Genomic DNA, 15935 nt, shown 5'->3' on the forward strand with positions numbered 1-15935 from the left:
TTCGTAGCCGAACCGAAGCACTTCATCCTCTGTAAGCCCCCGGAAACACCATGTCTTGGTCGACGAGGACGTTGAACACATAGCCCGGTCGAATCTCGAGTGTCGGCTGGACGTTCATATTCTTGCTGATCGTCTGTTCGGCGACGCGGCCGAACGACTCAGCAAAACTGTTGCGCGCGGCATCCGAGGGTGTCTGTCGATATCCGTACGGCGAACTTGCCGGCACGGACATGTCGATGCCAGCGCCAATTGCGGCAATCAGGATCGCCGAGCCGAACACCTGGAAATAATGATTGTCGACCTCGTCATTGAAGCCGCCATAGCCTTCGGCATCGGTGCCGGCCATGCCGCCGATCTGGAGGGTCGAGCCGTTCGGGAAGATGATGTCGGTCCAGACCACAAGGACGCGGCTTTGGCCGAACGAGATCTTGGAGTCGTAACGGCCGAGGAGCCTGGCGCCCTGCGGGATCAACGGGTGATGGCCGGTCGCGCTGTCGTAGACGTTCTGACTGACCTGGGCCGTGATGCGTCCGGGAAGGTCGGAATTGATGCCAGTGATCAGCGTTGCGGGAATGACCGAGCCGCGCTTCAATTCGTAAGCGGACGTCGGCGTGACCACCTTATTGGGCAAGTAGCCGAGCTTCTTGAGATCCGCGTTGAAGAAATCCTCTTTCGCCGTCTGTCCGTTTGGATCGATGTTCTGTATGCCGAGGCCGGCACGCAGCGCCGCCGCATAGAGATCAGACGCCCCGCCGCCAACGACAGGTGTTGTCGTCTTTACCGGCGCCGTGTTGCTCGTCGCCGTCGCAGAGGCTGTCTGGAGCTTGCTCAGATTGATGGCGAGGGGTGAGTCATGGGCGGCATCACCCGCCTGCACGCGCGCCATTCGCTCGCGCTGTCGCTCCCGCAGATATTGCTCATGCGCTTCTCGATCGAGGCGCGCCCGCCACAATTCTTCGGACTCGAGCTGTGATGCCGCCCTTGCCTCGGTCTGTTGTCGGCCGGAAAAGGGATTGTTGGCCGGCTTTGGCGTGTCGGGCTGCGGTGGGGCGGGCTGGAACGTTTGCGCTTCGGTCTGATCTCCGATGATGCCGTTGGAGACGCCTTTCTTCAGTTGATCGGCGTAGGTCGAGGCCGGATTGGACGAGGCCGTCTCGATGCCGGCGTTGCGTCGGAAGTACAGTCCGCGCGACGTCAGGCCGTAGAAAATCACGGCAAAGAACACGACCACCAGCACGATCGCGACGATGATCGGCAAGCGGTTGAGACGGCGGATTCCTCTTGCCTCCTCTGCATCCGGGCTGCCGCCGAGCTTCAGGGATTGCGCCATCGCCGCCTCCTACCCGCGCTGCATGACGGAGACCGGACTTGCCGGCGACGCACCCGCCGCCGTCGCTGAATAGGCGCGGCCGAGCTCGACGCTGCCGGTCGACAACCGCGCCAGGACCTGACCGTCATAGGACTCGAGCACGTAAGCAAGCGGGATCGTCTTCTCAGCCCCGGTCTTCTGGTCGGTCGCCACCGCATAGCCCCAGCTCTTGAGGGACGTCACCAGCGCCTGGCCGAAGGGCGAGCCATCGGGTTTCAGGATGATCGTGCCGGTGCCTGGACCGACCTGTTCGGCGAATTTCGTCACCATGTCGCCGGCGATCGCGGAGGCGGCAGGGCCGGAGAGCTCAGGTGGCGCTGAACTCGCGACCAGGCGGCCACTTCCCAACGACGCGCATCCGGCGAGCGACAGGCTGAGCAAAGAGAGAACGGCAATCCGGCGTCTCAAGGAGATGGAGCGCATGATCAGCCTCCCCTCCGGATCGTTACCTTGTCCTGATTCCAAAAGCCGACGCCGGACACCAGAATGGCGGTGTCGATCTGATAGTCCACCACCATCATGTCGTCCTTCAGCCGATAGTTGACGATGCGGTTTTGGCCGCCCGACACGACGAACAGGACTGGGGCATCCCCTCCGGAGAGCGACGAGGGAAACTGGATGTAAGTCTTGACGCCGTCGCTGTAGACGCGCGTCGGCCGCCACGAGGCGCTGCCGCTCACGCTGTAGCCGAAGTTCAACTGCTCGGCCGGAACGCCGGCGCCCGGAATGGTGTCGGAACCGAGCCGGGCGTTGACGTCGGCGAGCCTGCTGCCGACATCCTCGGGATATTCGAAACCGACACGCGCCATATATTGGGTCGCGTTCGACTTGAGCTGAATATGATACGTTCGTCGCGAGGTCGTCACCACCATCGAGGTGACGAGCCCCGGCTCGGCGGGTTTGACGATCAGGTGGATGGCTTGGCCGCCGACGGCGCCCGACGTCGCCGGCTCCACTTTCCAGCGCACGGTGTCGCCGACCAACACATCGCGCACGACTTCGCCCGCCTGCAGCTCGATGTCGCACACCTCGAGCGGCGAGCAGACGACGGAGGGCTGCACCTCGCCGAACAGGAAGATCACCTTGCCGTCCGCTCCGCGCGTCACGAGTCCGGTCGATCCCCGCCACTGGCTCGAGATGTTCGTGCCTTTTCGCTCCTTGACGTTCATTGCCTGCGCGTGTGCGCTGGCATCGGCCAGCAGCACGCCAAAGGCGGAAGTCGCAAAAAGAGTGCCAATCTTGAACCCGATTGTCATTGTGTTTGGATACATCGGTGTCCCGCCCCTTTCATAGTTGCGCCGTCCAGTCGAAATCACGCAGGTAAAGCCCGATCGGATTGAGCCGGATAGTCTGCTCGTCCTGGGGCGGAGTCAGCGTGACCGTGGCGATGCCGCGAAAGCGGTGCGCGCCGATTTCCTTCCCCTTCCTGTCGCGCTCGAATTCGGTCCAGTCGATCTGGTAGGACTGGTTGGACAGGGCGACGATGTTGTTGACCTCGACAGCGACCGTCGTCGTCTTGGCCTTCTCGAACGGCGAGTTGCTGCGGAACCAGTCGTTGATCTTCTGCGTGGCGGGATCGGAAGTCCGCAACAGCGCATAGGTGCGATCGATGTATTGCTTCTGCACCACAGCATCGGGCGTCACCGAGCGGAAGTTCGAGACCAGGCTTCCGAGCGCCGCGCGCACCACGCGGGGATCGGCATATTCGATCTGCTGCGGATAGCCGGCGCTCATGGCCGTGCCGAGTTTGTCGACCTCGACGATGTAAGGCACGAGCTTGACCTGCGTGCTCTGGAACAGTGCGTAGGCGAAGCCGATCACGGCGATCACCATGGCGATGATGCCGACCATGCGCCATGCGGCGGCAGCCTTCACATAGGAGCCGTAGCGCTCGTTCCATTCCTGGCGCGCAGCGAGATAGGGATTGTCGGGGGGATTTAGCGCGGCCATTCGGATCGTTGTCTCCACTCATGATGTTGCTGGATGGAAGGGCTCAGCTCTTTGCGCCCGATCCGTTTCGTGGCTGGCGCTGATCGAGCTTGGCGTTGGCAAGGCCTAAGGTCGACGTGCCGAACGAGCCCGGCGCGCCGATGGCCTGATCGCGGGCGGCGGAGGCGAGCGCGCCGCCTGCCGCTCCGACGCCTCCCGTCATGGCCTTTAGCGCAGCCGCGCCGAATGAGGCGCCATCGGCCCGCGCCGCGCTGAAGCCCGCAGCCCCTGCCCGCGCCCCTCCCATGGCGAGCGCGGCGCCGCCGGCAGCGAAGCTTGCCGCCTGTCCGGCATGCTTCGCGACCTCCATGCCACTGCCGACGGAGACGCCCTGCACGACGCCTTGCACGATGCTCGGCACATACATCGAGATGATGAAGACGACGACCGAGATGCCGCCGATCGCCAGTGTCCCGACGAAGGCGTCGTTGCCGGTACCGGTCTGGTTGGCGAGGTTCAACAAGGCGTCGGAGCCGATCTTGGCGATCATCACCAGCGCCATCAGCTTCATGCCGACCGAGAAGGCATAGACGAGATAGCGGATGGCAAAATCCTTGGTGAAGGACGAGCCGCCGAGACCGAGCATGATCATGCCGGCGAGCAGGCCGACATACATCTCGACCATCACGGCGACGAAGATCGCCGCGACCAGCGAGAAGGCGATCACCACGATCACCATGGCGAACACGGACGCGATGGCGAGCGCATTGTCCTGGAACAGGCCGAACTGCGCATTCTGCGACATGGCGGAGGCGACCTTGAGCCCGGCGTTGAACACATCCGCCGGCGAGGCCGAGCCACCGCCCGCGCCAATCTGATAGAGGCTGTCGACGACAGCCTTCGCGAACGTAAAGCCCTGGTCGAGCACGAAGGCGAAGAAGCCGATGAACATGATCCGCCGCACCATCTCGGCGAACCAGGCGTCAAGTGTCGCAGTCTGAATGGCGAGCCAGACCGCGGCGATGCCGACCTCGATCCCCGCGAGGATCCAGAACAGCGACTTCGCCGCCTGCATGACGGTTGTCTGCCAGCCCTTGGCGGCCGTCGTCACCGAATTTTCCAACGTCGTGAGAACGCTGCCGTCCTGTTGCGCCAAGGCAGGATGCGCAACGACGATGAGTCCGATCGCGCCAATCAGAACGAGCCCCGGTTTGAGTTTCTGCACCCTGCCCCTCCCCTACCAGCGTGGTTTCATCGGCTGACCGCCGGACGTCTTGTAGTCCTGCGGCGGCTTGAAAAACTCGCTCCCACGCTGCGTTGCACCTTGGGACGAGCTGTGCGGTGCGACGAACAACCACGCGCCTGCGGCGCAGGCGCTGATCGCGATAACGACGATGATGATCGCAGATCGTTTCACCAGCGCGGCTCCATGGTCTGCCCGCCGGAGGTCGCCGGCGTGGTCGCGTTGAAGAATTGCTCGCGACGCGCCTGCGAGAGGTCCTTGTTGGCTTCTGAGGATTGGAACCAGGTCGCCATCATCGTGGTCTGCTGCGCGACGAGACCCCGCAGCTTCTGCATCTGGGCGACCTCCTGGGCTGCGATCTCATGGCCGACCTGCAGGGCCATCATCTGTCCGTCGGCGCTCTCGGACGCCGTCTGGAGTTGCGCCATCGTCGAATTCTCGGTCGCAAATTGCTGCGAGGTGAGACCCGCCGCCTGCAACGTGCTCGAGATCGTGTCGCGGTTGGTCGCCGACCAGGTCTGATAGGTGGAGCCGAAGCTCGCGCCATTGGGCAGATTGGTCTTGAACTGCGCATAGCTCTGGAAGCGCTGCTTGAGAACGTCGTCGATGTTGCCCATCGAGAACGCCATGCCCTGGCCCTGACCCACGATGTTCTGCAGCTGCTTGAGGTCATTCTCGGCCTGCCCCCAGACATGCGCCGGCAACTGCGCCGTGTTCTGCAGCATGTTTTGGTAGATCTTGAGCTGGTTCTGGATCTGCTGGGCGAGCTGCGAAATCTGCGTGATCTGATTGTTGATCTGTTGCGCCGATTGGCCGGCGAGCTGGACCAGCTGTCCATTATTGAGAATCTGCGTGAACTCGGTCGCGCCGCCGGCCGCGGCCCCCGCGAACGCTGGACCGGCCGCGAGTCCTCCGATACCCGTAGCGACGATGAGCGCCTTACAAATCCGCGAGAAGCGTCTCGGCATGGCCGATCCCCCGTTCCTTGAGCCAGTGAATGGGCCAATCAGCCCCCGCCTTCCTCAGCGCCAGGATGCGCTTGAGGTCGTCCTTGCCGGACGCGCCGACGAAGGAGAGTGCGATGGGGCCGAGCGCCATGTTGAAGAGACGGCGGCCTTCGGGTGAGACGACGTAATATTCGCGCTTGGGGCTTGCGGTCGCGACGATCTCGATCTGCCGTTCGTTGAAGCCGATGCGCTCATAGAACTCGCGCGTGCCGGGCTCGCGCGCAGCGCCGTTCGGCAAGCAGATCTTGGTCGGACAGCTCTCCTTCAGCACATCGATGATGCCGGAGCGCTCGGCGTCCGAGATCGACTGCGTGGCGAGCAACACGGCGCAATTGGCCTTGCGCAGCACTTTCAGCCACTCGCGAATCTTGTCGCGGAAGACGGGATGGCCGAGCATCAGCCAAGCCTCGTCGAGAATGATCAGGCTCGGTGCGCCGGTCAGACGCTTCTCGATCCGTCGGAAGAGATAAGTGAGGACCGGGACGAGATTGCGCTCGCCCATGTTCATGAGCTGCTCGATCTCGAAGGTCTGGAACGATCCGAGCAGCAAGCCATCCTTCTCGGCATCGAGCAGCTGGCCCATTGGACCGTCGACCGTGTAGTGATGCAGCGCATCCTTGATCTCGCGCATCTGCACGCCCGACACGAAATCCGACAGCGATCGCCCGCGCGCCTCGGCCATCAGGCCGATCTGCCGCGAGATGGCGTTGCGGTGATCTGGCGTGATCGTCACGCCTTGGACCGCGACGAGCGTCTCGATCCATTCCGAGGCCCAGGCGCGGTCGGCGTCTGTTGACACGTCCGATAGCGGGCAAAACGCCAGCGTTGCCGCGCCGTCCGCGTCGTCGCCGCCGATCTCGTAATGGTCCCCGCCGGCCGCCAGCGTCAGCGGTAGCATCGAACGGCCCTTGTCGAAGGCGAAAATCTGCGCGCCGGCATAGCGCCGAAACTGCGCCGCGATCAGCGCCAGCAGCGTCGACTTGCCGGAGCCTGTCGGGCCGAACACCAACGTGTGCCCGACGTCGTCGACGTGCAGGTTCAGCCGGAAAGGTGTGGAGCCGGACGCGACCTGCATCAGCGGCGGCGACGCGTGCGGATAGAACGGGCACGGTGCGGTCGGATTGCCGGACCACACCGAGTTGAGCGGGATCAGGTCGGCGAGGTTGCGCGTGTTGATGAGGGGCTCGCGGATGTTGGCGTACCAATTGCCCGGTAGCGAGCCGAGGAAGGCTTCGGTCGCGTTCAGCGTTTCGATGCGCGCGCCAAAACCTTCGGCCTGGATCAGGCGGCGGACCGCCTCGGCCTTCTGCTGCAGACGCGTGCTGCTGTCGTCGAACAGGACGATGACGGGCGTGTAATAGCCGTAGGCGACGAGCTGGGAAGACGCTTCTGCGATCGCATCCTCGGTCTCCGCTACCATAGCGGCGGCATCCTGGTCGATCGAGCGGCTTTGTGTCTGGAAGAGCTGGTCGATGAAGGGGCGGACCTTCTGCTGCCACTTCTTGCGGGTGCGCTCGAGCTTTTGCCGCGCGTCCTGGTCATCGAGAAACATGAAGCGTGAGGACCAGCGGTAGGTCAGCGGCATCAGGTCGAGCGAATTGAGGATTCCCGGCCAGCTCTCGGCCGGAAAGCCGTCGATCGCCACCACACCGAGAAAGCGGTTCTCCACCATGGGCGAGAGGCCATGCTGCAGCTCCGCGGTCGCCAGCCAATCGAGATACATCGGAATGTCCGGCAACCGGATCGGATGGTTCTCGCCGGTGATGCAGAAGCGGATGAACTGGAACAGTTCGTCATAGCGCGCCATGCGCATGCCCTCGCGCTCCTCGACCTCGCGGGTTTCCATGGGGCGGATGGACAGCACGCTGGCGAGATATTGCTCGACCTCGCGGACCGAGGTGCGGAAGCTCTCGATCGCGGTGTCGGCATAGGAGGCCGAGCGGCTTTCGACATCGGAGTAGACGTAGCGTGCGAGACCGGCGCGCCGGCGCTCGGGCGGCCGCCAGGTCAGGATGATCGCATGCCGGCTCTCGAAATGCCCACTCTCCTGCTCGAAGCGGCTCCGGCGTTCGTCGTCGATCGCGCGCGTGACGGGATCGGGAAAATAGCAATCCCGCCGCGCCGGATAATCCGTGGTCGGCACCCGCACCGCCTCGACCTGGATCATCCAGCCCGAGCCGAGGCGCGCTAGGATCGTGTTGATCTGACGCGAGACCTCGTTGCGCTCGGCGTCCGTGGAGCTCTCCGAGTCCGGCCCGGCAAAATACCAGCCCGCCATCAGCGAGCCGTCCTTCAGCAGCACGATTCCGTTGGCGACGAGTCCGGCGTAGGGCACGAGATCGGCGAAAGACGGGCCGGAATGACGGAAGGAGCGCAGCGCGACCATTGAAGTGGACCTTTAGTAGCGGCGCCAGGGCGTCGAGGTCGCCCGGTAGTACGGGGAATAGGAGATGTGGCGGGCATAGACCCGCCGCATCATCGGGTCCGCTTTCGCCATCATCCGCAGCGCCGCCACGACAACGATCCAGATCACCGCGCCGAGGATTGCCGCGTACCAGGTGAGCACGACGAAGATCAGGATGACCGCGGCAAGGCCCGTCAGCAGCACGAGCTCGCGATCGGCGCCGAACAAAAGGTTCGGCCGCGACAGCGCGCGATGAATGCGGTTGCGTCTGAGATTGGCGCCGATCTCAGCCATGGCCGAGGTCCCCTGCCCTATCCGCGATCGGCAGCGTGCGCGCGACATCGCCGATTGAGGCCCCGCTCGAACCAAACAAGGCGACGATCTGGGTGGCGCCGAGGAGGATGCCGGCGACGAGCACGATGTACATCAGGCGTCGCGCGAAATCGTTGAGCTCGCCCCCGAAAATCAGCATGCCGCCGGCAACCGCCACGGCCGCAAGTGCAATGAAGCCGGCCACCGGACCGGTGATCGATTGCTGGATCTGCTGAAGCGGGCTTTCCCAGGGAAGGTTGCCGCCGCCGCCGGTCGACGCAAAAACTGGATCCGACATCACGAGTGCGAGCAGCAGGCCGCCGGCGCCTGCAAAGATCATGCGGTTACGCGACATGGCGCTCCTCCTTCGGGGCATAGGATTGGGTTTGGTATTGGCCGGCCGAGAAGCTCTCGACATGGAGCACGTCGCGTATCTGTCGGCCGCGATCCGTCCGCTCGATCGAGACAACCAGGTCGACCGCTTCCCCGATGACCTCGCGCATGGGCTGTTGACTGGCCTCGGCCGTGAGTTGCTCGAGACGGCGCAACGCGGAAAGTGCGCTGTTGGCGTGGATGGTGGTGATGCCCCCCGGATGGCCGGTGTTCCACGCCTTGAGCAGCGTGAGGGCCGCGCCGTCGCGGACCTCGCCGACGATGATGCGATCGGGGCGCAGCCGCATGGTGCTCTTCAGCAGGCGCGCCATATCGACCGTGTCGCTCGTGTGAAGTGAGACGGCGTTCTCGGCCGCGCATTGGATCTCGGCCGTGTCTTCGAGAATGACGAGGCGGTGCTCAGGTGCGTGCGCGACGATCGCCGCGATGACAGCATTGGCGAGTGTGGTCTTACCCGAGCCCGTGCCGCCCGACACGACGATGTTCAGGCGCGAGACGATGGCGTTGCGGATGACCGCGAGCTGGTCGGCGGTCATCACGCCCTGCGTCACGTAATCCTCGAGATCGAAGAGACGCGAGGCCCGCTTTCTGATCGTGAACGTGGGGGCGCCGACGACAGGCGGCAACAACCCTTCGAAGCGATGACCGCCGATCGGCAGTTCCCCCGAGATGATCGGACGCTCGTCGTCGGCCTCCGATTGCAGCGCATGCGCGACGCTGCCGATGATGATCTCGGCGGTCGCGGCCGGCATGTCCCCGGCCGCGGTCATTCCGTGGCCGAGCCGTTCGATGAACAGCCGCCCATCCGGATTGAGCATCACTTCGACAACGGCCGGATCATCGAGCGCGGCGCAGATATGGTCGCCAAGCGCGTCCTGGAGTTTGCGGACAAGCCGCGGATGCGAACGAAGTTCGGTCATGGCGATCGCGCCTCGCTCATGCAGCGACGCGCTGAAGGCGGCGCAGGTCGGATCGATAGCCAGGCGGACGGACCCGGTCGAAGCTCGCCTGGTCGGCTGGCAGGATGCCGGCGCCGCTCATGGTGTCGCCGATCCGAGTTTTGTCATCAGGATGCGTTCGACCCGCAAATCCGTCGCTGTGGCGAACTCGTCGAAGCCGTTCATCGACCATTCGATGATCCCCGCGAACATGGTCAGAGTCGCTTCGTGCAGGAACCGGCCTCCCCTGCCCTCGCCTTGGGTGTCGAGGCAAAAGCGCGAACTCTCGACCATGGTGGGCTTGCCCCGTAGCCGGCCGCCCGGGACCAGTTGTGGGAAGGTCTACGACAACATGGTTGGGCCCCGCGGTCGGAAGCAGGCGGGCGTAGCCGGCAACGTCGCCGCGGTCCGTCAGCGCCAGGATGTAGGTCGGGTCGAGCGCGTGATATTCGTCGCGCTCGCGGCCATACTCGATCCTCACCGGCCAGCCGAGCCGGCCGGCAAACACCCGGGCGCAACTGATGCATCTCATCGAGCAGAGACCCTAATCCGCCAGGTTCGTTTGCCTCGATCGCAATTGCCCGCATTCGCCGAATCCTCCGTCGCGTTCGTGTGAACGGAGGCAAGTCAGCATGGTGCGGCGGCTCGTACGCTCTGTTGAATTAACGGGGGGCCGGCGAGCTCTGAGTCGAGCGAGTCGCGTCGTAGGCGTCGATTCTGGTCTCTCAGCCTTCGAAATCCGGGCGGCAAAGCGCACGCTCGGACTGTAGGATTAGCGGGAGAACGAAACGTGATCATCCTGTTTTGGGCGCGCAAGCTAAGCCCTCGATAAGATTGAGCGAATTCCGACGAATCAGCGGTTCGAGCACTGCGATGCGAAGGTGCCGTTAAGTGTCTGTTAACCTTAAAGGACTGGACGAAAGCCGAGAATCGTGACCTAGGTTTAGCGGGCAAGGGGCGACAAACCGCCTGTTGGCCGACAACCAAGGAATGAATCGGCAATGGCTACGCAGGCTCAGACCAAAATTCAAATCGAAGATCCCGCCGATAAGATTATCCGGCACGCGGGGATGCTTTCTGAACATTTGCAGGCCAGGCGTCAGCAGATGTATCCCCCGGACGCTCGGAAAAGCCTGCGGTATTTCATGACCCATGAGGTCTCGAAACTGACCTCGGTTCCGGAATCGACGCTCAAGTTGATGTCGAACGAAGGGAAAGGCCCCGTCCCTGCCCGGCTGGAAAACAATCACCGCGCCTACACGCTCGCCCAGATCAATGAGCTTCGCGAGCTGTTTGCGTCTCAGCGTCCCGCGGACGCCTTGAGGTTCTTGCCCCATCGTCGGGCCGGCGAACATTTGCAGGTTCTGGCGGTAGCGAATTTCAAGGGTGGCAGTGCCAAAACGACGACGAGCGCGCACCTTGCCCACTACCTAGCTCTCTATGGCTATCGCGTTTTGGCGATTGATCTCGATCCGCAAGCGTCGCTGTCGGCGATGTTCGGCGCGCAGCCGGAAATCGACGTCCAGCACAACGAGACCATCTACGCAGCTCTCCGGTACGACGATGAACGCCGATCAATCGCAGACATCATCCGGCCAACCTATTTCACAGGCATAGACCTCATTCCTGGAAACATCGAGGTCATGGAGTATGAGCACGAGACACCGCGGTACTTGTCGAGGCGGCAGCCGGGCTCCGAGAGCATCTTTTTCGAGCGGTTGCGCCTCGTGTTGGCGGACGTCGAAGACGCATACGACGTCGTCATCCTGGACACCCCACCTTCGCTCGGCTTCTTGACGCTGGGTGCTATCTATGCGGCGACCGGGCTTCTCGTGACCGTCCATCCTGCGATGCTCGACGTGATGTCGATGAGCCAGTTCTTGCTGATGATGGGCGACCTCATATCAGTCATCCGCGACGCCGGCGCGTCGATGAAACATGACTTCCTGCGCTATGTCGTGACCCGGCACGATCCATTCGACCAATCGCAGGTCGGGGTCGTGACCATGCTCCGGCACCTATTCTCTGAAGATGTGCTGACTGCGACAGCGATCGCGAGCTCGGCCATCGAGACCGCCGGTCTGGCGAAGCGCACGCTCTACGAACTGGAGCCGGGCAATATTTCGGCGGCAACTGCCAAGCGCGCGCGGGAATCTATCGATGCGGTTAACGATCAGATCCTCGCGCTGATCACTCAAGCCTGGGGGCGCGCATGACCAACAAACGTCCGTCAGGTCGATCGATTCTCCGCAACTTCGGCTCGTTCTCCGAGCCAGAGGTGGCGACCAGTGACCCCTCCCCTCCAGCGGCCACACGGGCGGAGGCACCGATGCAATCGACGGCCCGCGTCGGAGCCGGCGTTATCGGAGCGACACAGCGCTCGTTGGCAGAATTGCGTGAAGAGCGTGACAGGCTCCAAGCGCTCGTCGACGCCGGCGGCGGCTCAGAGCTTGATCCATCGTCTATCGACCCATCGCCTTTCCCGGACCGGCTGCCCGACGATAGCCAGGTCAGTTTCGAAGCGCTCAAGAAGCTTATCGCCGAGGAAGGCCAGAAGGTGCCGATCCAGGTCCGGCGGCATCCGAACGTCAGCGGCCGATACCAGGTCGTCTACGGCCATCGCCGCTGGCGGGCGGCTTTAGATCTTGGCATCAAGGTCAAAGCCACAGTTGTCGCGCTGTCGGACAGCGAGCTGGTCGTGGCACAGGGCATCGAGAACGCCGCACGTGAGGATCTGAGCTGGATAGAGCGCGCGCTTTTCGCATGGCGAATGGATCAGGCCGGTATCAAGCCGCGCGATATCCGGGCGGCTCTTTCGGTCGATGATCCAGAGCTTGCCCGCCTCAGAGCAGTCTGCCGAGTGATTCCGATCGAGGTGATTGAGGCGATTGGCCGAGCGCCGAAGGCTGGTCGACCCCGTTGGGTTGCGCTTTCGACTGCCGTCGGAGAAGAGCCGGCGGCGCTGGACCGGGTGCGAAAAACCTTGTCAGCTGACAAGGTTTCGACGCTGCCCTCCGATGATCGATTCAAGCTCGTCTTTGCGGCTGTAAGGCAGTCGCCGACGCGATCTCATAGCGAGATCGAGCTGCGTAGCCCGGCGGGCAAGGTTCTGGGCAAGGCGACATTCTCAAAGGGCGACATCAAACTGACGGTCTCCGACAAGCACGCATCGGAGTTCGGCTCCTTCCTGGAAGAAGAGCTGCCGGGTCTGGTGGAACGGTTTTTCGCTCGCGAGGGCACTGAGTGATTTTTGCCGCGTGGCCAAACCTTGTCAGCTGACAAGGTTTGGCTGGGCGGCGGGAAGGGCAGAGGCCTCGGCCGAAGCCGGACGATAGCGCAACAAACACAGAGGTAGCATGCGGTAAAAAGAAAGGCCCCCGAAACAGTGTCCCGGAAGCCCTTTCTCGTATGTTTGGCGACAACGAGAATCTCACTTCCGCGAATCACAGTCAAGAGCCTCTTCGAGGCGTTGGACACCGTTTTGGTGAGCGCTTTCGCTTTGCCCAAAAGCTGAAAGGCAACCATGACGCATCCTTTATCAACGACGCCCTTTGGGCGGCGGCCGATGACGCTTGGCATGATTTCAAGCCAGCTGGCCGCGAAGGCAAAGCCAGAGACGGCCATTGTTCACAAATGGCACGTCTTCCAGCACATCAAGGAAGCCCGGCAGGCTCTCGGCGCGACCGACCGAGCGCTGACGATTCTGCACGCGCTGTTGTCATTCCATCCCGAGATCGCCCTCGAGGCCAACAGCGAGCTGATCGTCTGGCCGTCCAACGAACAGTTGATGGCGCGCGCCAACGGAATGCCGCCAACAACGCTGCGCCGGCATCTCGCCGTCCTGGTCGACTGCGGCCTGATCATCCGCAGGGACAGCCCGAACGGCAAGCGCTTTGCGCGCAAAGGGCAGGGCGGAGAGATCGAGCAGGCCTACGGCTTCGACTTGGCCCCGATCGTGGCCTGCGCTGAGAAGTACAAATCGCTCGCGGCTGCCGTGCAGGCCGAGAAGAAGGCGTTCCGTGTTGCCAAGGAGCGTCTCACGATCCTGCGCCGGGACATCGTGAAGATGATCGAGGCCGGGCTTGAGGAGGGCGTGCCGGGAAACTGGAAGCGGTTTCAGCAGGCGTATCAGGAGATCGCTGGCCGGATCCCCCGGACAGCGCCAAGACAGCTCGTGGAGAGCCTGGGCAGCGAGATGGAAACGCTCTGGCGCGAGATCCGTGAGCTGTTGGAAACTTTTGCGAAAACACGGAATCCGGACGCCAATGAGTCCCATTCTGGTCGTCACATACAGAATTCAAACCCAGACCTTCCATCTGAATCTGAAAGTGGCTTAGCGAAGAACCCTGAAGCGGGCGGCACCGCCACAGCTCCCCCCAACCTGCGGAGCCTGCCGAAGCGTGAGCTGCCCTTGGGAATCGTGCTGGATGCCTGCCCCAACATGCACTGGCTGATCAAAGGCGGCGAAATCCGGCACTGGAAGGATTTACTGGCTGCCGCGGAGGTTGCCCGGCCGATGCTCGGAATCAGCCCCAGTGCGTGGCGCGAGGCGCGGGACGTGCTGGGTGAGCAGCAGGCCGCGATCACGCTCGCCGCGATTCATCAGAAATCCGACCAAATCAGCTCCGCCGGCGGCTATCTGCGAAGCCTGACTGACCGCGCCAAGCACGGCAAATTCTCCGTCTGGCCGATGATCATGGCTTTGCTGCGCGCCAAGCTCGATGGATCGAAGCCAACCCCGCCGCCCGCAGGCGGGACCGCCAGATTCGAGCCGGGGAAGCCGACACAAACCGGCGCCTTCGCCTTCCAGGCCAGCGCCGAATTGCGCGCCTCATTGGCCAAGCGGCTGAAAAATGATTTGAAACGAAGCACGAAATGACTCCGTCGTTGCGGATGACTCGGCTACCAAATTTTAGGGTTAACGAAAGATGAGAGGGGGCGATTTGACCGGAGATTCCACATCTGGTGGCCGCGCTCGCACGGGCCGAGGAGTTGCGCAGCCTCACCGACCGTCCGGCTCGGGTGCGGATCATGACGATCTGCGGCGATGACAGCTCAGGTCTCACGATTAACGCTCGCATCGCGGCACGAACGCCGGCGGAGCATCGTGCCCAGGAAGGCCTGGGGACACGGCGTATCCCGTGGGACGAGCTCGACGCGCGCGCCGGCGAGATCGTGGGCCTGGTGGACGAGGTGGTCGGCGAGGTGACGCTGGCCGTCCGAAACGCCCCGCCAGTGCCGCGGCCGAGCCGCTCGGAAGATGAGCTGGAGCTTGCCGCGTTCGACGATCTGATCGACGGGCTCGGGCGAACGATCACCCAATCGGCTCTTGCCGTGCTGGAAACCCATCCGGCCAGACGCGTCTCGCGGGAGTTGGGCAGCGAAGCGGCCATGTTGGCCGCGCTGAAATTTGCGGCACTTGCGGCCTATACTGGCCATGTCGGATTGAACGACGCCCAGGAGGAGCTCCGAACGGCTATGGCCGAGGTGATGAGCAACATGCGCGCGTCGCCTGAGTTGGCCCGTCGACCGAGCCTGAATTCGTAGCCGATACGAAGGTCGCCGGATTGCCGTACGGCGAGACCTGCAGCTGGCTAGCCACCAGGTGCCATCTTGATGGCAAGGGCGCTTCGGCCTATATAGGCCTCAAGAGAGGAGTTGTTATGGCCGAACCACAGCTCTCAGTCCGCAGTGCGAAGGCACGAGATCTTGCCCATCGTCTGGCGCGTCGGGAGAAGCGCTCGATCGCCGACGTCGTCGAGCGTGCGCTCGAAGCTTACGAGGAACGCGCGGCCGGGCGCGAGCCTGCCGTGGAGTTCTACGCCCGTCTTAGGGCAAGTGGGGACGCGGATATTGACCTCGAGGCGATCATTCGGGAGGGGCGCCGACCGCACATAGGGCCTGAGCTTTGATCTTTCTCGACACCAATGTGCTCTCGGAGACCTTGAGGAAGGCACCTGACGATGCGGTCATGGCCTGGTTGGTTAGCCACGACGCAGAGCTCGCGCTTCCCACGGTCACGATCGCGGAGATCGCCTTTGGCATTCAAAAGATCAGGCCCGACCAGCGCGCCGAGCGCCTGGAACGCGGATTATCGGAGTGGCGCCGACGCTTCGCCGATCGGATTTTTGGCCTGACGGAAGAGGCTGCGCTCGCCTATGGCGATATCATGGGAGACGCGACGCGGCGTGGCCAACCGATGTCGGCACCCGACGGCATGATCGCGGCCATCGCCCGCGTCAATGGCGGCCGCTTGGCCACGCGAAATCTCAGTGATTTTGCCTCGACAGGGCTCGAATTGATCTCGCCCTGGAACTTCTAGAGGGCGGGCGGCAGGGCG

Annotated in this window: 18 protein-coding genes and 1 pseudogene; 6 read left to right on the forward strand and 13 right to left on the reverse strand. The window is 63.1% G+C overall.

Translation table 11 applies throughout. From position 1 onward, the window contains the following. Positions 1 to 22 precede the first annotated feature (22 nt). The 13 genes and pseudogenes from trbI to NLM33_RS50160 all read right to left on the reverse strand — a co-directional run. Positions 23 to 1330: an IncP-type conjugal transfer protein TrbI gene (trbI, locus tag NLM33_RS48135; RefSeq protein WP_254106499.1), complete on the reverse strand. Its 1308-nt coding sequence runs from the start codon at positions 1328 to 1330 to the stop codon at positions 23 to 25. 9 nt (positions 1331 to 1339) lie between these two features. After that, on the reverse strand, positions 1340 to 1792 hold the full coding sequence (trbH, locus tag NLM33_RS48140) for a conjugal transfer protein TrbH (protein ID WP_254106500.1): 453 nt from the start codon (positions 1790 to 1792) through the stop codon (positions 1340 to 1342). Positions 1793 to 1794: 2 nt separating this feature from the next. Next, a complete protein-coding gene (gene trbG / locus NLM33_RS48145; RefSeq protein ID WP_371930193.1) occupies positions 1795 to 2640 on the reverse strand; it encodes a P-type conjugative transfer protein TrbG in 846 nt (281 codons plus the stop codon). A 16-nt stretch (positions 2641 to 2656) separates the two neighbouring features. Then, positions 2657 to 3319, reverse strand: a complete 663-nt coding sequence (locus NLM33_RS48150) for a conjugal transfer protein TrbF (protein ID WP_254106501.1) — start codon at positions 3317 to 3319, stop codon at positions 2657 to 2659. A 43-nt stretch (positions 3320 to 3362) separates the two neighbouring features. Then, positions 3363 to 4523 (reverse strand): P-type conjugative transfer protein TrbL, encoded by a 1161-nt coding sequence (gene trbL / locus NLM33_RS48155; protein ID WP_254106502.1) that lies wholly within the window; start codon positions 4521 to 4523, stop codon positions 3363 to 3365. A gap of 12 nt (positions 4524 to 4535) precedes the next feature. Continuing rightward, positions 4536 to 4715, reverse strand: coding sequence for an entry exclusion protein TrbK (gene trbK, locus NLM33_RS48160; RefSeq protein WP_254106504.1), 180 nt, complete (start codon positions 4713 to 4715; stop codon positions 4536 to 4538). Next, positions 4712 to 5509 (reverse strand): P-type conjugative transfer protein TrbJ, encoded by a 798-nt coding sequence (trbJ, locus tag NLM33_RS48165; protein WP_254106507.1) that lies wholly within the window; start codon positions 5507 to 5509, stop codon positions 4712 to 4714. The genes trbK and trbJ overlap by 4 nt, the downstream gene beginning before the upstream one ends. Beyond that, positions 5481 to 7934, reverse strand: coding sequence for a conjugal transfer protein TrbE (locus NLM33_RS48170; RefSeq protein WP_254106509.1), 2454 nt, complete (start codon positions 7932 to 7934; stop codon positions 5481 to 5483). Before NLM33_RS48170 ends, trbJ begins: the two co-directional genes overlap by 29 nt. A gap of 12 nt (positions 7935 to 7946) precedes the next feature. Further along, positions 7947 to 8246, reverse strand: a complete 300-nt coding sequence (locus tag NLM33_RS48175; RefSeq protein WP_254106510.1) for a conjugal transfer protein TrbD — start codon at positions 8244 to 8246, stop codon at positions 7947 to 7949. Then, positions 8239 to 8604, reverse strand: coding sequence for a TrbC/VirB2 family protein (locus NLM33_RS48180; protein ID WP_371930200.1), 366 nt, complete (start codon positions 8602 to 8604; stop codon positions 8239 to 8241). The genes NLM33_RS48175 and NLM33_RS48180 overlap by 8 nt, the downstream gene beginning before the upstream one ends. Positions 8605 to 8608: 4 nt before the next feature. Then, the gene (trbB, locus tag NLM33_RS48185) at positions 8609 to 9577 is read right to left on the reverse strand and encodes a P-type conjugative transfer ATPase TrbB (protein WP_254106516.1); all 969 of its coding nucleotides are present in this window, start codon (positions 9575 to 9577) and stop codon (positions 8609 to 8611) included. A 117-nt stretch (positions 9578 to 9694) separates the two neighbouring features. Next, positions 9695 to 9889, reverse strand: a complete 195-nt coding sequence (locus tag NLM33_RS50155) for an acyl-homoserine-lactone synthase (protein WP_371930194.1) — start codon at positions 9887 to 9889, stop codon at positions 9695 to 9697. 118 nt (positions 9890 to 10007) lie between these two features. Then, positions 10008 to 10127 (reverse strand): annotated as a pseudogene (locus tag NLM33_RS50160) (acyl-homoserine-lactone synthase); the annotation flags it as partial. A 469-nt stretch (positions 10128 to 10596) separates the two neighbouring features. On the opposite strand from NLM33_RS50160, the gene repA reads away from it, so the two are divergent. From repA to NLM33_RS48220, 6 genes are all read left to right on the forward strand, one after another. Then, complete coding sequence (gene repA / locus NLM33_RS48195) at positions 10597 to 11811, forward strand: plasmid partitioning protein RepA (RefSeq protein WP_254106518.1); 1215 nt, start codon at positions 10597 to 10599, stop codon at positions 11809 to 11811. Then, complete coding sequence (repB, locus tag NLM33_RS48200; RefSeq protein ID WP_254106520.1) at positions 11808 to 12842, forward strand: plasmid partitioning protein RepB; 1035 nt, start codon at positions 11808 to 11810, stop codon at positions 12840 to 12842. Before repA ends, repB begins: the two co-directional genes overlap by 4 nt. 276 nt (positions 12843 to 13118) lie before the next feature. Then, positions 13119 to 14474, forward strand: coding sequence for a plasmid replication protein RepC (gene repC, locus NLM33_RS48205; protein ID WP_254106522.1), 1356 nt, complete (start codon positions 13119 to 13121; stop codon positions 14472 to 14474). Positions 14475 to 14560: 86 nt separating this feature from the next. Then, positions 14561 to 15142 carry a hypothetical protein gene (locus NLM33_RS48210; RefSeq protein ID WP_254106524.1) on the forward strand — a complete coding sequence of 194 codons (582 nt, stop codon included), beginning with the start codon at positions 14561 to 14563 and terminating at the stop codon, positions 15140 to 15142. A gap of 116 nt (positions 15143 to 15258) precedes the next feature. Continuing rightward, the gene (locus NLM33_RS48215; protein WP_254106526.1) at positions 15259 to 15507 is read left to right on the forward strand and encodes a type II toxin-antitoxin system VapB family antitoxin; all 249 of its coding nucleotides are present in this window, start codon (positions 15259 to 15261) and stop codon (positions 15505 to 15507) included. After that, on the forward strand, positions 15504 to 15917 hold the full coding sequence (locus NLM33_RS48220) for a type II toxin-antitoxin system VapC family toxin (RefSeq protein ID WP_254106528.1): 414 nt from the start codon (positions 15504 to 15506) through the stop codon (positions 15915 to 15917). The genes NLM33_RS48215 and NLM33_RS48220 overlap by 4 nt, the downstream gene beginning before the upstream one ends. Positions 15918 to 15935 lie beyond the last annotated feature (18 nt).

It is taken from the genome of Bradyrhizobium sp. CCGUVB1N3, assembly GCF_024199925.1.
In the GTDB taxonomy this organism is placed as follows: domain Bacteria; phylum Pseudomonadota; class Alphaproteobacteria; order Rhizobiales; family Xanthobacteraceae; genus Bradyrhizobium.

Excerpts from the sequence above, each read along its gene's own strand:
- NLM33_RS48215 (WP_254106526.1), top strand. The coding sequence starts at position 15,259 with ATGGCCGAACCACAGCTCTCAGTCCGCAGTGCGAAGGCACGAGATCTT.
- NLM33_RS50155 (WP_371930194.1), bottom strand. The coding sequence starts at position 9,889 with ATGGTCGAGAGTTCGCGCTTTTGCCTCGACACCCAAGGCGAGGGCAGG.
- trbH (WP_254106500.1), bottom strand. The coding sequence starts at position 1,792 with ATGCGCTCCATCTCCTTGAGACGCCGGATTGCCGTTCTCTCTTTGCTC.
- NLM33_RS48175 (WP_254106510.1), bottom strand. The coding sequence starts at position 8,246 with ATGGCTGAGATCGGCGCCAATCTCAGACGCAACCGCATTCATCGCGCG.
- repB (WP_254106520.1), top strand. The coding sequence starts at position 11,808 with ATGACCAACAAACGTCCGTCAGGTCGATCGATTCTCCGCAACTTCGGC.
- NLM33_RS48150 (WP_254106501.1), bottom strand. The coding sequence starts at position 3,319 with ATGGCCGCGCTAAATCCCCCCGACAATCCCTATCTCGCTGCGCGCCAG.
- NLM33_RS48170 (WP_254106509.1), bottom strand. The coding sequence starts at position 7,934 with ATGGTCGCGCTGCGCTCCTTCCGTCATTCCGGCCCGTCTTTCGCCGAT.
- repA (WP_254106518.1), top strand. The coding sequence starts at position 10,597 with ATGGCTACGCAGGCTCAGACCAAAATTCAAATCGAAGATCCCGCCGAT.
- trbJ (WP_254106507.1), bottom strand. The coding sequence starts at position 5,509 with ATGCCGAGACGCTTCTCGCGGATTTGTAAGGCGCTCATCGTCGCTACG.
- trbI (WP_254106499.1), bottom strand. The coding sequence starts at position 1,330 with ATGGCGCAATCCCTGAAGCTCGGCGGCAGCCCGGATGCAGAGGAGGCA.
- trbB (WP_254106516.1), bottom strand. The coding sequence starts at position 9,577 with ATGACCGAACTTCGTTCGCATCCGCGGCTTGTCCGCAAACTCCAGGAC.
- repC (WP_254106522.1), top strand. The coding sequence starts at position 13,119 with ATGACGCATCCTTTATCAACGACGCCCTTTGGGCGGCGGCCGATGACG.
- NLM33_RS48180 (WP_371930200.1), bottom strand. The coding sequence starts at position 8,604 with ATGATCTTTGCAGGCGCCGGCGGCCTGCTGCTCGCACTCGTGATGTCG.
- trbG (WP_371930193.1), bottom strand. The coding sequence starts at position 2,640 with ATGTATCCAAACACAATGACAATCGGGTTCAAGATTGGCACTCTTTTT.